The organism is Gluconobacter sp. Dm-62 (assembly GCF_018256155.1).
Classification (GTDB): Bacteria; Pseudomonadota; Alphaproteobacteria; order Acetobacterales; family Acetobacteraceae; genus Gluconobacter.
The window spans coordinates 1-14,340 of record NZ_JAERLY010000003.1; the positions used below are offsets into that span (position 1 = coordinate 1).

General features: G+C 61.8%; 11 protein-coding genes and 1 pseudogene. 5 read left to right on the top strand and 7 right to left on the bottom strand.

Annotated features, from left to right (window positions below; all coding sequences use genetic code 11):
* The 3 genes and pseudogenes from JK202_RS04670 to pspA all read right to left on the bottom strand — a co-directional run.
* Positions 1 to 863: pseudogene (locus tag JK202_RS04670) on the bottom strand (DUF2807 domain-containing protein); the annotation flags it as partial.
* Positions 860 to 1,099, bottom strand: a complete 240-nt coding sequence (gene pspB, locus JK202_RS04675; protein WP_211558740.1) for an envelope stress response membrane protein PspB — start codon at positions 1,097 to 1,099, stop codon at positions 860 to 862. The pseudogene JK202_RS04670 and the gene pspB, both read right to left, overlap by 4 nt.
* Positions 1,100 to 1,126: 27 nt before the next feature.
* Positions 1,127 to 1,810, bottom strand: a complete 684-nt coding sequence (gene pspA, locus JK202_RS04680; RefSeq protein WP_211558742.1) for a phage shock protein PspA — start codon at positions 1,808 to 1,810, stop codon at positions 1,127 to 1,129.
* Between the two features lie 127 nt (positions 1,811 to 1,937).
* Here pspA and pspF point away from each other — a divergent pair, with 127 nt between their 5' ends.
* The 5 genes from pspF to JK202_RS04705 all read left to right on the top strand — a co-directional run bounded on the left by pspF (position 1,938) and on the right by JK202_RS04705 (position 8,457).
* On the top strand, positions 1,938 to 2,993 hold the full coding sequence (pspF, locus tag JK202_RS04685) for a phage shock protein operon transcriptional activator (protein ID WP_211558744.1): 1,056 nt from the start codon (positions 1,938 to 1,940) through the stop codon (positions 2,991 to 2,993).
* Between the two features lie 399 nt (positions 2,994 to 3,392).
* A complete protein-coding gene (locus JK202_RS04690; protein WP_211558746.1) occupies positions 3,393 to 4,073 on the top strand; it encodes a phosphoadenylyl-sulfate reductase in 681 nt (226 codons plus the stop codon).
* An 89-nt stretch (positions 4,074 to 4,162) separates the two neighbouring features.
* Positions 4,163 to 4,957 carry a sulfate adenylyltransferase subunit CysD gene (gene cysD, locus JK202_RS04695; RefSeq protein WP_211559138.1) on the top strand — a complete coding sequence of 265 codons (795 nt, stop codon included), beginning with the start codon at positions 4,163 to 4,165 and terminating at the stop codon, positions 4,955 to 4,957.
* Between the two features lie 2 nt (positions 4,958 to 4,959).
* Positions 4,960 to 6,840, top strand: coding sequence for an adenylyl-sulfate kinase (gene cysC, locus JK202_RS04700; RefSeq protein ID WP_211558749.1), 1,881 nt, complete (start codon positions 4,960 to 4,962; stop codon positions 6,838 to 6,840).
* A 210-nt stretch (positions 6,841 to 7,050) separates the two neighbouring features.
* The gene (locus JK202_RS04705) at positions 7,051 to 8,457 is read left to right on the top strand and encodes a sugar porter family MFS transporter (RefSeq protein WP_211558751.1); all 1,407 of its coding nucleotides are present in this window, start codon (positions 7,051 to 7,053) and stop codon (positions 8,455 to 8,457) included.
* A 9-nt stretch (positions 8,458 to 8,466) separates the two neighbouring features.
* On the opposite strand, the gene JK202_RS04710 is transcribed toward JK202_RS04705, so the two are convergent.
* From JK202_RS04710 to JK202_RS04725, 4 genes are all read right to left on the bottom strand, one after another.
* Positions 8,467 to 9,792, bottom strand: a complete 1,326-nt coding sequence (locus JK202_RS04710; protein ID WP_211558753.1) for a UDP-glucose/GDP-mannose dehydrogenase family protein — start codon at positions 9,790 to 9,792, stop codon at positions 8,467 to 8,469.
* Between the two features lie 65 nt (positions 9,793 to 9,857).
* On the bottom strand, positions 9,858 to 11,816 hold the full coding sequence (locus tag JK202_RS04715; RefSeq protein WP_249199681.1) for an AsmA-like C-terminal region-containing protein: 1,959 nt from the start codon (positions 11,814 to 11,816) through the stop codon (positions 9,858 to 9,860).
* Positions 11,817 to 11,938: 122 nt separating this feature from the next.
* Positions 11,939 to 12,511, bottom strand: coding sequence for a GlcG/HbpS family heme-binding protein (locus JK202_RS04720; protein ID WP_408872140.1), 573 nt, complete (start codon positions 12,509 to 12,511; stop codon positions 11,939 to 11,941).
* A gap of 109 nt (positions 12,512 to 12,620) precedes the next feature.
* Complete coding sequence (locus JK202_RS04725; RefSeq protein ID WP_211558755.1) at positions 12,621 to 14,312, bottom strand: OprO/OprP family phosphate-selective porin; 1,692 nt, start codon at positions 14,310 to 14,312, stop codon at positions 12,621 to 12,623.
* Positions 14,313 to 14,340 lie beyond the last annotated feature (28 nt).

A 14,340-nucleotide genomic window follows, 5' to 3' on the forward strand; every position in this document is an offset into this window, starting at 1 on the left:
ACAGGGGCCTGAACCGGAGTGGACGGCAGGGGGGCAGGCGTTGCAGGTGCGGCTGCCACAGCAGGAGGGGGCGGTGTCGGGCGGTAGATCACGCCATTCTGCGCGCCGACACGCACGCTACCTTTGCCCGAACGCACCATTGGTCCCGAGACGGCCTCGATATTGACCTCGCCCGTTCCGTTGGCAGCGACAGTTGCAACGGTTGCATGACCCAGAATGGTTGCGCTGGCCTGATCAGCCGTAATCAGCGTGAGGGCATCAATGCTGCCGCCCGAGAGGGTCATGCCCGCATTCTGCGTCAACTGCGCCGAAAGGGCGGCCAGCTGCGCTGTATCGGCCGTCAGCGTCGAGGTTCCGGAGGCCACGACCTGGGCAGCGCGTTCCAGCGACTTGATATGAACGCTGGACGCCCCCTGCATGGTCAGGTCGAGCGACTGCGTGTCATCAATCTCCATGGTGGTGGAATCGAGACTGGCGTCCAGCGAGGCAAGTTTTCCGGTGATGATGAAATGTGTGTCGTGGCTGTCGTGAATCGTCAGGCCGGTGCTTGGGGAGATGCTGATGGTCAGCCGTCCGTCCGGAGCACAGGCTTTTGTGGCGATGGAAATGCGGCTCTCCGCCTCTTCCTTTCCGGTGTGCATCGCGACCTGCGCCATGCTGCTCGAATCAAGTGTCGCCCCGTCTTTCATGGTGGGATCAACCACGACCCTGACCTGTCTGGTGCAGGGGATGGCGAGATCCAGATCTTCTCCGGACAGGGTCATCCGTGCGGCATGGGCTGCAGGCGTCAGCAGGGCAACGCCTGCCAGAAGGGCCAGAAGCGCCGGTCGGGGGCCGGAAAAGAGGACGGGGCGGCGTGTCATCGTGCGTTCCTTGCTCTCCAGCCCGGGATATCCTCATCGAGGATGCGTTCGAGCTGGTCGATCCTTTCTTCCAGACGCGTAGCATGGGCTTCGGCCTGTGTCAGTGCGGCCTGAAGCATGGGGTCCTGCTGTGCGCCACCCTTCGGCGTGGCATTGGCATGTTTGACCATGCTGACGACGGACCAGCAGATGATGGCCGTGATGGGAACAAGGAAGGGGAAGATGGACGAATTCATGCCTTGGGCCTTTCGGTCAGCCTTTTCTCAGCCTGCGTTTTTCTTTTCGGACACACGGCGTTTGAGGGCCTCGAACTCGCTTTCCACGACAGCATCGGTTTCAAGGGCTGCAAGTTCCTCCTGAAGTGTCGGGTGTCCGGTACGGCGGCCCAGATCATACGCCTCGGCCTTGCCTTCAAGCTCATCAAGAGCGCGCTCCACCTGATCGAAGCGGTTCAGCGTGTCGTCGATGCGGGTGTCGTACAGCTTCTCGCGGGTCTTGAGGCGGCCCTGAGCGGTGCGGGCACGGATGGAGAGCGCTTTTTCGCGGGATTTGGCGTCGGCGATCTTGGCCTGAAGCTTGGAGATGTCGTCGTTCTGCTGGTCCAGCCCGTCCGAGATCTGGGCGATCTGCTGTTCCAGAGCCTCGCGGGACTGTTCCACGCTGTGGCGGGCGGCGAGGGCGGCCTTCGCCAGATCGTCACGGTTGCGCTCGATGGCGAGGCCGGCCTTGCGGTGCCATTCGTCTTCCTCGTGCATCATGGTGCGGACGCGGCGTTCGAGCTGCTTGCGCTCGGCGATCGTGCGGACGGCCTGACTGCGGACCTCGACCAGCGTGTCTTCCATTTCCTGAATGACCAGGCGGATCATTTTCTGCGGGTCCTCGGCGGTAGCGAGAATCGCATTGAGATTGGAGTTCACGATGTCGGCGAGGCGAGAGAAAATACCCATGATGCTTTCCTTCCTGATGGAGAGACTTAGGACAGATGCCTGTCCTTGTCAGCGATCCCTTGTCAGTGATGCTGTTTTGAGGGTGTTATGAACTGAAGATCGAAACAGGGGCGTGAGAGACCAGAAAATGGCGAGAAGCACCGATATGGACGAGGTGCCGACCCCGATCGGGCGGGCTCCGGCATTTCTGGGCATGCTGGATCAGGTCTCCCGCCTTGCGCCGCTGCGCCGTCCGGTTCTCGTGATCGGCGAGCGCGGGACCGGCAAGGAACTGGTGGCCGCGCGTCTGGCGTTGCTGTCGGACCGCTGGGACCGGCCGCTGGTGAAGCTCAACTGCGCGGCCCTGCCCGAAGCGCTGCTGGACAGCGAACTGTTCGGTCATGAGGCTGGTGCCTTCACTGGCGCGCAGAAGCGCCGTCTGTCGCGCTTTGAGCGCGCGGACGGGGGCACCATGTTTCTCGACGAGATCGGCACTGCGTCCCAGGCCGTGCAGGAAAAGCTGCTGCGGGTGATCGAATACGGCAGTTTCGAGCGCGTGGGCGGTAGCGAGACCATTCGTGTGGATGTGCGGCTGATCGGGGCGACCAATGCCGATCTGCCCGCCATGGCGCGGGAGGGGCGCTTCCGGGCGGATCTGCTGGACCGGCTGGCCTTCGATGTCGTGAACGTCCCGCCGCTGCGCGCCCGTCCGGAAGATATTTCCCTGCTTGCCGGGCATTTCGCCACCCGCATGAGCGCAGAGCTGGGCCGGAAGGTTTTCGCGGGTTTCACGGACCGGGCGCTGGAGCGTTTGCAGGCTTACGACTGGCCCGGCAACGTGCGCGAACTGCGCAACGTGGTCGAGCGAAGCGTCTATCGGATGGACCGCCCGGAAAAGGCGCTGGACGAGATCGTGCTGGACCCGTTCGTGACGCCGGAATGGCAGGACATGGCTGTACCGGCTGAGAGTAACCCGTTGCCTACTATGCCTGCGGGTAACGGGCTGACGTTCCCGCGCGATTTTGGGGAAGACGTCAGGACGCATGAGCGTGGCCTGCTGGAAGCTGCCCTGCGCGAGGCGCAGTTCAGCCAGCGCCGCGCGGCCGAACTGCTTGGCCTGACCTACTACCAGTTCCGGCACCATCTGCGGTTGCACGGTCTGGCGGACAAGGAAGCCCGCAAGGCGCTGAGTGCAAAAGGGTGAAAGCATGTCCATGAAGTCTGTTGATGCATGAACCGTGCCAGAAGCTTTTCAAAAGGGTTTCTTTTTGTTGGACTGAATTTTTGGAATGGCATGAGTGGCATATCAGGCCACTATATGTCTGATTGAGCCATTTCCATGCGGTTGTGTAGATCTTCCCGGTCCTAACAAGGTTTTGTTGGCGTCTTCCGGGTTTGGGGAGCGTATCTGGCAGGCTCTCTCTCTATTTTCGGTCGTGACAGGTCTTTAAGGGTCCTGATGAACGCAGGCGCAAAGTGATTTAACAACGAAACAAAAAAGTTATATCAAATAAAATAGTTTATTTTTACGGATGATGCGCCTATGTCTCGGGGCGTGCCGCGGAAGTGGCATGACTGATCTGGATACAGGTAGGTGCAGCGCATGCCTCTCTTACGGACGGAATTGGATCACCTTCGCCAGATCCCGGAAGAACGGGTTCTGACGGAGACTCTGGATCTGCTGCGGGGACGCGTGGCCGTTATTTCGTCTTTCGGGGCGGAATCGGCTGTTCTGCTGGATCTTGTTGCGCAGATTGACCCCGCTGTTCCGGTATTCTTTCTGGATACGAAGCGGCACTTCCCGGAAACGCTGGAATATCGTGACAGGCTGTCCCGCAAGCTCGGGCTTTTGAATGTCCGGACCCTGTCGCCTACGCCCAAGGCACTGCATGACCGTGATCCACAGGATCAGCTCGCGGATTTCGATCCCGACGCGTGCTGTGCGTTGCGCAAGGTCGAGCCGCTGGATCTGGTGCTGCCGGATTTCGATGTCTGGATCACGGGGCGCAAGCGCAGCCAGTCCGTGACGCGCACGGCCCTGCCGCTGGTCGATCCGCAGCCTGACGGCAGCGTGAAGCTCAACCCGCTGGCGGGTTGGGGCCCAGGTCAGATTGAGGCGCAGATGCAGCGTCGGGACCTGCCACGGCATCCACTGGTTGCAAAAGGTTACACCTCGATCGGTTGTGCTCCGTGCACAAGGGCGGTCAAGGATGGTGAAGATGGACGGGCGGGCCGCTGGGCCGGTCTGACCAAGACGGAATGCGGCATTCACAGGCCAGCATGACTACGGAGCGGATAATGACGCAAACACGGATCCTGTCGCGGGATCAGTCCACCACAAGTCGGGCTTCTTCTTTGGCGCAGCCGCGTATTATGGATGATCTGGACCAACTCGAGGCCCAGAGCATTTTCATCCTGCGCGAGGCCTATCGCAAGCTGAAGCCCCTGTCTCTGCTGTGGTCGCTGGGCAAGGACAGCAACGTGATGGTGTGGCTGGCGCGCAAGGCGTTCATGGGGCGTGTGCCGTTCCCGGTCATGCATGTCGATACCGAGAAGAAATTCCCGGAAATGTATGCGTTCCGTGACGAATACACCAAGAAATGGGACCTCGATCTGCTGCTGGGCTATTGCCCGCCGGTTGAGGAAATTGACCCCTCGCTTCCGCCTGCCGCCCGCTCTGCCGCCCGCAAGACGGCTGGTCTGGCCGCGATGATCGACAAGCACAAGCTGCGTGGTGTCATTGCGGGTATCCGTCGTGACGAGCAGGCGACGCGTGCGAAAGAGCGCGTGTTCAGCCCGCGCGGTGCGGGGCATCGCTGGGACGTGCGCAACCAGCCGCCCGAGTTCTGGGACCAGTATGCGACGCCGTATGAAGACGGCATGCATATTCGCGTCCATCCGCTGCTGTCCTGGCGCGAGATCGACATCTGGCGCTACATCGAGCGCGAGAACATCCCGCTGGTGGATCTGTATTTTGCAAAGGACGGCAAGCGGTATCGCTCGCTGGGCGATCAGGACATCACCAACCCCATCGAGAGCAATGCGTCCACCGTGGCGGAAGTGATTGCCGAACTGGAAACCAGTCGGACCTCCGAGCGCGCGGGGCGTGCGATGGATCATGAGTCCGAGGACGTGTTCGAGCGTCTGCGTGTAGCGGGATATCTGTGAAAATGGGCGACAACATCGTGACCGAGAGCTTTTCGGAAACCCATCGCGCCGCCGCGACCCCCATCGTCATTGTGGGGCATGTCGATCACGGCAAGTCTTCGCTGATCGGGCGTCTGCTGTACGACACCGACAGTCTCCAGGACGGCAAGCTGGCGCAGATCGTCGAGAGCAGCCGCAAGCGTGGGCTGGCCGTGGAGTGGAGCTTCCTGCTCGATTCCCTTCAGATCGAGCGCGATCAGGGCGTGACAGTCGATTCTACGCGCATTCCGTTCCGTTTGGGGTCGCGGGAATTTGTGATCGTCGATGCGCCGGGCCATCGCCAGTTCCTGCGCAACATGATTACGGGTGCGGCTGATGCGGAAGCCGCCGTGCTGGTCGTCGATGCCAAAGAAGGCGCACAGGAGCAGACGCGGCGTCATGCCATGCTGCTGCGTCTGATCGGCATCCGCCATGTGATCGTGCTGCTCAACAAGTCCGATCTTCTGGAATTCGACGAAGCGAAAATCGTCAAGGTCGAGTCCGACGTGCGCCAGCTTCTGGGTCGTCTGGAAATCGAGGTTGAGGCTGTTGTTCCGGCCTCCGCCCGTGACGGTGACAACATCGCCAGCCGTTCCGAGCGTTCGCTCTGGTACAAGGGCCCGACGCTGGTCGAGGCGCTGGCTAATGTGCCGCCGCCGGCTTCGCGCGCCGCACTGCCGTTCCGGATGCCGGTGCAGGATGTCTATCGCTTTGACGGTATCCGCTATGTGGCAGGCCGGATCGAGCGCGGGACCGTTCGCGCGGGCGACCGTCTGAGCATTGGTGCGCAGGGACAGGTCGCGACTGTAGCGGAAGTCTGCCGCTGGCATGCGCCGGAGCTTCCGGTCGCCGGTGCGGGCGAGTCCATCGCGTTGCGTCTGGAGCCGGATCTGGTGCCGGATCGGGGCGATCTGCTGTTCCCCGCTGATGACAAGGCTGCGGCTCCCGAGCGTTCTGCCCGGATCCGCACGCGCCTGTTCTGGCTGCGTGGTGAACCGCTGCGGGTGGGCGAGAGCTTCACGCTGCGCCTGACCACGGCCGAGCACGACGTGACCGTGGCCTCTATTGATGCCGTGGTCGATCTGGAAGACCTGACCCTTCGTGAGGGCGACAGCGTGCCGCCGGATGGTTTTGCGGAAATCACGCTAGCCGCCTCCCATGCCGTGCTGTTCGATCCGTTCTCCCCGGGCTTTGGTGACGGGCGTGGCGTTCTGGTGGACCGCTACCAGCGTATCGTCGGTGGCGCGCCGCTGATTGGTCCTGCTGAACTTGCGGATGGCGAACATGCCATTCATCCGACGGCCAGCCGCGTTTCCGCCGCCCGTCAGGTCCAGACGCGCGGTCACAAGAGCGGTGTGTTCTGGCTGACGGGTTTGCCGGGGTCCGGCAAGAGCACGGTGGCACGGGCGGCCGAGCTGGCGCTTTCGGAACAGGCGGTCAATGCGACGGTTCTGGATGGGGACACCCTGCGGGCCGGACTGTGCAGCGATCTTGGCTTCTCACCGGAAGACCGTCACGAAAACATCCGCCGTGCGGCTCATGTCGCGAAGATCCTGGCCGAAAGCGGGCAGGTCGTGATCGTGGCGCTGGTATCGCCGCTTCAGGCGGATCGGGCGCAGGCACGGCAGATCGTGGGCGAGAACTTCCATGAAGTCTTCGTCGATACCCCGCTGGAAACCTGTGAAAAGCGGGACCCCAAAGGGCTGTACGCTGCGGCGCGTTCAGGGAAAATCCCGGAATTCACGGGTATCTCCGCACCTTACGAAGCGCCGGTGTCTCCGGAACTGCGTCTGCCTGCGGACCGTCCGGAGCAGGAAGCCATCAATACTCTGACGGCGTTCATTCTGCGGATCGTTCAGCCGTAAGGTAGTGTTTCGTGGTGGCGTAATGTCAGGCCCCCTTTCCGTACGGAAAGGGGGCCTTTTTTGTGCTCTGCATGGAGGCGGACACGAAAAATTTCACGGTAAAAACGAAAATATTCACTTTTGTGATGTTACTTTCTGATAGTGGAGCGTTAAAGCAGGCGAATTGTCTCCAGAACAAAGGCCTGCGGCTTCGCGGCGGAAGGGTTCACGATGCAGAACAGGAATGGGTCCAGAAAGCTGAGCGGACATGCTCTGACGAATTTCATTGCGACGATCTCGGCGACCGGCGGCCTGCTGTTCGGATATGATACCGGCATCATCTCTTCTGCCCTGCTTCAGCTTCGGAACCAGTTTCATCTGGATACGCTTGGCGCGGAAGTCGTGACGTCAGCCATCATTCTGGGTGCGCTGCTCGGGTGCCTGGGGGCCGGCGGTATTTCCGACCGGATCGGACGTCGGCGGACGGTGATGATTGCGGCCGCCCTGTTCCTTGTCGGAACAATCATCGTGGCCTCGGCGCAGAGTGTGTCGGTTCTGATCATTGCCCGTCTGATCCTTGGATTGGCTATTGGTGCGGCGTCCCAGATTGTTCCCATTTACATTGCGGAAATTTCACCTCCCGAGCGTCGGGGGCGCCTGGTCGTGGGTTTCCAGCTGGCGGTGGTTTCCGGCGTTACGATTTCCTTCATTACCGGGTATTTCCTGCGGGATTCCAGCTGGCGGCTGATGTTCGGCATCGGGATGCTTCCGGCGCTGATCCTGTTCGTAGGTATGGCGTTCCTGCCCAACAGTCCGCGCTGGCTGGCCCTGAATGGTCAGACTGAAGAAGCGCGGATGGTTCTGCGGCGTGTGCGTCTGTCCGACGAGATTGCGGACCGGGAACTGGACGAGATCGTTGAGAACCATGATGTACAGGCGCCCTGGTCCGAGCTGGCGAAACCGTGGGTGCGGCCTGCGCTGACAGCGTCTGTGGGGATTGCGCTTCTGTGCCAGTTCACGGGCATCAATGCTGTCATGTATTACGCACCGACGATCTTTGCCGATGCCGGTTTCGGGCAGGATTCCGCTCTGCTGACCTCAGTGGCCGTAGGCGTGGGCATGGTTGTTGCCACGATATTCGGGGGCTGGGCTGTCGATAACTGGGGGCGGCGTACGCTGATGCTGCGGCTGCTGCCAGGAGCCGTGGTCGCTCTTGCGGTTCTGGGCGCCACGTTTGCGATGCACCTGACCGGCGGTGTCGGAGCATGGATCACGGTGGCTGCCGTGATGGCTTATACGGTTTTCAATACGGGAAGTCTGTCGGTTGCCATCTGGCTGGTGGGTGCGGAGGTCTATCCGCTGTCCTGCCGCGGCAAGGGCATGAGCCTCGTGGCCGGAAGCCACTGGGGCGCGGATCTGATCATTTCCTTGACGACGCTGTCGCTGGTGCAGATGCTCGGTGCCGGGTGGACGTTCTGGCTGTTCGCAGGCGTCAATGCCTTCGCATTCTGGTTCGTGCTGCGCTATGTGCCCGAGACAAAGGGACAGTCACTTGAAGAACTGGAGCGGCGTCTGCGGAACGGAACATTTGCGCCTGTGGATCGCGCTGCAGCGCGGGTTGAGGCTCAGGCCCAGTAACGCGTTCCTTCAGGGGCGGCCGATCGAACTGTAGTTGAACCCGGCCTCGCGCATGAGGTCGGGGCTCCAGATGTTTCGCAGGTCTGCGACGGCATTACCGCGCATGGCGCTCTTCAGCCGAACGGGGTCGAGGGCGCGGAACATGTTCCATTCAGTCAGGACGACCACGATATCCGCGTCCTGTGCGGCGGCCAGTGCGTCGTCGCAATAGCGCACGTTCTCTGGCAGCAATGTGCGGGCGGCGTCCATGCCTTCGGGGTCAAAGACCTGAAGGGTCGCGCCGGCGTCATGCAAACGGGCGAGAATGGGCAGGGACGCGGCTTCGCGCATGTCGTCCGTATCGGGTTTGAAGGTCAGGCCGAGGATACCGACCGTTTTGCCCTCAAGGGTGCCCCCTGCCTGCGCGATGATGCGTTCGGCCATGCCTGTTTTGCGCGCTTCGTTGATGGCGACTGTGGCTTCCACAAGTTTCGTGGGGCTGCCGGCGTCCTGTGCGATGGCGGTCAGGGCACGGGTGTCTTTGGGGAAGCAGGAGCCGCCATAACCGGGTCCAGGGCTGAGGAAGCGGCTGCCGATCCGCTGGTCGAGGCCCATGCCGCGGGCAACGTCATGGATGTTGCCACCCACTTTCTCGCACAGATCGGCCATTTCGTTGATGAAGGTGACCTTCATCGCGAGGAAGGCATTGGCGGCGTATTTGGTCAGCTCCGCCGTTTCCAGATCGGTCAGGACGATTGGGGCCTGAATGGCCATGAGGGGGCGATAGAGCTGTTCGATCAGGCTCTGGGCCCGCGCACCTCCATCCGGTCCGGAACGGTCGATCCCGACGATCACGCGATCCGGGCGCATGAAGTCGTCGATCGCGTTGCCTTCGCGCAGGAATTCAGGGTTGGACGCAACATCGAAGGTCAGGTCCGGGCGGGTCTGGCGCAGGATGCGGGCGACTTCGCGGCCTGTGCCGACGGGAACCGTGGATTTGGTGACGACCAGAAGGTCCGTTCGGGCGGCGCGGGCGATTTCTTCGGCTGCGGCGTAAACATAGGTCAGGTCGGCGTGGCCGTCGCCGCGTCGGGTGGGGGTGCCAACAGCGATGAACACGGCATCGGCGTTACTCATGGCAGCACCGAGGTCGTCCCCGAAGGTCAGGCGTCCCGCTTCGACATTGCTGGTGACAAGGGCATCCAGACCCGGCTCATAAATGGGAATGCGCCCGGCATTGAGGGCAGCGAGTTTCTTGGGGTCCCGTTCCACGATGGCGACGTCCGCTCCGAACTCAGCGAAGCACGCCCCTGAGACCAGCCCGACATATCCGCCACCGACCATTGCAATACGCATACCTGGACCCTCTTCTTTACGGTCCGATGTGCATAGCCGGGGGCAGGATGGGGTGCAAATCCGTGTCAGCGGGTGGGGCGTGCACAGGCGTTCGAGGCCGCGAAACCCTGCAGGGCCGGTGGGAGGTTCGTGATCTCGTTTGAATCCGCGAGCATGTTCCGGCCTTCCTTCGACCATCTGGCAAGGGAGAGGATCGGGGCGTCAAACTTTCCACTCACACGGACGGGAACGTCCAGCGCGAAAAAGCTGGTGGAGAAGGGGCGGCTGGCGAAGACGAGATCGAGCCATCTGCGGTTGAGGTCGAAATTCGCCTTGGCTGCGATTGTCCCAGCGCCTGTGCGCAGACGGAGTGGTACGACGGTGCCGTTGCCCTGATGCATCTGAAGGACACCCAGAAGGCAGGTGATGGGGGTGACGCCCTTGGCGTGACGGAAGATCAGACGCAGGTCCATGGATGCGGCTTCGACGATCTCGCGGGCGATCTCGCCCTTCTCCATGCTGACGGCGGCAGTGAGGTCGGCGCGGCTCATGGCTTCGTTGAGGGTATGGACGTTGTTGGCGCTGGCGATGATGCGAAAGCTCAGACTGCCCTGAACGGGAACGGGTGCAAGGCCCGCGACACGGCGCAGGCGGTCGATGTCGCCATGGGTCAGCGCGACTTCGGCGGCGATGCGGGAGGATTTTCCATCCGCTTCGATATGTCCGTTGGCGCTCAGGGAGGCACCGATATAGCCGAGCCGCAAAAGGGGAACGTCGATGCGGTTGGGGATCTGGGAAGCCTGAATCCTGAGACTGGCAAAATCGAGTGTGTTGTAAATGAGCTGGCGGGCGGCAAGATCGAAATGGATCAGCGGGTCAGGATCGGGCGGTGTGATGAGGAGCAGGTCAGCGTGGAGCGTGGACGGGCTCTTTTTGCTGCCTTTCGAGCCGGACGGCGCGAGGATCGGCATCAGGCCGTTGATGTCGAGACGGCCGAAACCGATTTTTGCCGTCACATCGTCGGGTTTGCCGTGACTGCCTTCGATAAGGGTGAAGTCGCCGTCTTCCATCGTGCTGGTCTGGATGGTGCCGTTCGCCTTGCGGAAGTGCCAGTTATTGCCCGAATGGCTGAAGTCGCCGGCCAGGGTCATTTTGACGGGGGCATGATCGCCTTTGATCCCGGCGACGCTGAATAGCGTGTCGGACGTCGGTGTGGTGACGGTGGTGTGACCTTCCACGCCATCAAAATTCGTCGGGTCCGTCAGGGTGCCGGTGAAATCCGAGGTCATGTCGCCGGATGTGACATGAGCCTTGGTGCCGTAGGGGCGCTTCGGGGTTTTGCGGAGGTCGCGGATCGGCTCCATCTCAGCAGAAATTGCGATGGGCGTGTCGTTATAGGCTCCGCTCAGGGTCATGGTGAACGAGCTGGTGTCGCTGGTGGACGCGAAGTCCACTTTCTCAAGCGTGGCCTTGTAGGATGCACCATTGGCCGAACGGTATGTGACGTCGCTGTCGAGGATTGTGACGTTGCGCAGACCCGGAGCATTGCCCAGATCTGGCGGCGCATTGGCTTTGGCCTGTTCCTCGGGCGTGAGCGGAGGACGCGGGTCGTTCTGATGGGGCCCAAAGCGCCAGTTAGGTAAATGCGCCGGGGTGCGTTCGAACAGGCCCGAGAATTTCGAGATGACCACATTGCGGGTTTCGGGCGGCCCCCAGATCAGGGAGGTCATGCGGATCTGTGCGCCGAGATGCCCGAGCGTCATCATCTGCGGGCGGGTGCCGCTGGCAATATTGGCGACCGAAACGTCGTCGGCGTCGATGGTCAGCCATGGTCCGGGGTGGACGTGCAGGGCGCCGATATGGACGGTGCGGCCGAGTTTCTTTTCCAGTCGCGGTGTGGCGAAGGCGGCGAGGTCCTTGTGGTCGATCCAGACCCAGCCTGCGCCGAACAGGGCGAGAAGGAGGACGGTCAGGGACAGGATGGAAACCAGAAACCAGCGCAGCAAGAGGCAGTCTTTCAGGAAGTCTTCATTCGGACCGGACAATACCGGGAAGTTTCTCAAAGGGAAACTCTGCATGAAAGACTGGAGGATTCAGGAATTATTTCAAGAACGGTCTTGGAGATAAAAAAGATCCTGCGTCTTTGATTTCCCGAAAGATGTTGGCGTTACTGGAACTGCGCCCTGAATTTTTCGACAGCATGTAGGGCACAGGCCTCGTCCTTGTCTCCGCCGGGTGCGCCTGACACGCCCAGCCCACCGAGGATCACGTGGTCGCTCGTGCGGCGCAGGGTCACGCCGCCGGGGACGAACAGGACTTCAGGGATGGTGTTCAGGGCACCGTTTGCCGGGCCGGTGACGCCTGCGGCAATCAGCTCGCTGGTAGTATTTTTGTTGAAGGCCAGACCGTAGGAATAGGCCGTGTAGGCTTTGCGGTAGGCGACGGAGAGCGATTGCAGGGGGACGGTATCGCCTTTGATGACGGCCTGTTCATGGCCGGTCGTGTCCACGACCGTGGCGGTGACGGAATAGCCCTGTGCGGCGCAGATACGCACGGCTTCGGAGGCGAGGGCCGCGGCCGTAGACCAGTCGAGCTTCTGGCTGGTGACGATGTGGGAGCTGGCAGCAGGCTGGGCGGACGCGGCGGACCACAGGAGGCTCACTGCGAATGCGGTTGTGGACAGGAGCGGTTTTGCGGTGGGGAGCATCAGCCGGTTCTCTCGTTGTGGAACGGGAATCATGCTGTCTGCGGGGCGTGGGCCGCAATCGGGAAAGCGGGTGTGCACGCAATGGTGTTGGACAGAAGGGTCTCTCCCGGACCGGGGTCCGGGAGAGGGTAACGGGTGTGGTTTAGAACGCGGCCTGGATACGGGCTGCGATCGAGTTGCCCGTGCGGCCGGCCGTGTTGGTGGCCTGCGTGCTGCGGGAGACGATGAAGTGGCTGTAGTCCATCATCAGACGGAAGTGGCGGTTCGGGTACCAGTTCAGGCCGCCGGTCCAGACGGTCTGCTGGCCGCCGCGGATGACGTTCTTGGCATTCGCGTCGTTAAGATTGCTGTTGAGGTCGATGACGCTGTAATGGCCGACGACTTCAAGTGCACCCCACTGGTTGAGGGCCGGGTTGAATTCCTCGGAAGCCTTCACGCCAGGAGCGCCGAATGCGCCTTCCTTGATGTTGTACATGCGCGGATTGCCGAACAGGGTATAGGCGGCGGAACCGTACCAGCCCTGGAAGCTGGCGGATTTCAGGCCCGGTGCCGAGCGCTGGACGCCAACGTGATAGTACTCGCCCTTGACGATCAGGCGGCGCCAGCGAAGGCCGAGTTCCGGACCGGCGGCCCAGACCTGTGAGGCGTTGCTGATGGTACCGGTGGCAGCCAGGTTGGCTTCGCCGATATCGAACTCCGGACGCTGCCCGAAGGACGTCGAGCGGGTGCAGTGGTTGGGGTCGGATCCCGTGTTGCAGGCAACCTTGAACGCGGAGATGGCAGATGCACCGAGGTGCAGGTCCACGTCCTTGGTCACGACCGGACGGCCGGCAACGCGCAGCGTGGCGCCCGTCTGGCTGTCGACCGTGGTGCCGCTGCCGCCACCATAATAGGTGGAGCTCATGTCAGAGGCGTTGCGATGGCCCCATTCCTGGCCCGTGAAGTAACCGGCAACCCACCAGCGCTTCTCGTAATGCAGACCACCGACGCTGAAGCGGGCATCGCCTGCGGCGATGTTACGCACCATATCGGTGATGCTCGGACGCTCGAGCGTGAAGAAGTCGTTGGAGCTTTCGGAATCTTCTTCGGTCACGCGCGGCTGGAAGTAGCCGACGGTCAGGACCGTGTTGTGAAGACCCGTATAGTTCAGGTTGCCCTCATAGAGGCCGACATAACCGTCGTTATGGTTGGCGCCGAAATCAGGCGTGACGGCCGCGACCCAGTTCTTGTAGCGGAACATGAACGGAATACGCAGACGACGCTGGTTGGACGTGAAGCCGTTGAAGGCGCCGCGTGTTTCACCGGCGCGCGGTCCGGAATTGAAGAAGCCGCCGAAGTCTTCATGATAGGCCAGGCCGATCGAGAGGGCATAGGCGCCATCGGAAGACTGGATCGTCGGGCGACCACCCGGGAAGCCGACCTTGATGCCGCCAACGCTGACTTCTTCGTCCTGCGCGGTGGCGCGCTGGAAATCGGCCCAGGAGGAGACGTCTGCGCGGTCTGATGCCGGACGGCCGTCATCGGCACCGGGCTTTGCCGGGCGGACGCTGATCAGGGGCTGCGCTGCTGTGCGCGGCTGGCCGATATAGCGGCCACGCTGGGCATAGGGGTTGTTTTCAGCTTCTTCCCGCTGATGCGCCAGAACAGCACGGGCGCGTTTGATTTCCTCGGCATGCTCTTTCTTCATGCTGGAAAGCTGTGCCTGCATGGCCTGGATCTGCCGTTCCATGATCTGCATCTGGTCGGCGGCCCGGGCATGGCCACAAAGAGGAAGAAGTGAAACCAGGGTCGTCGTGGCCAGGAGGGCCGTGGTTCGGCGGAAAGAGAAAACCATTGCTGCGGTGCGTCCTTGCTGAGGAGGG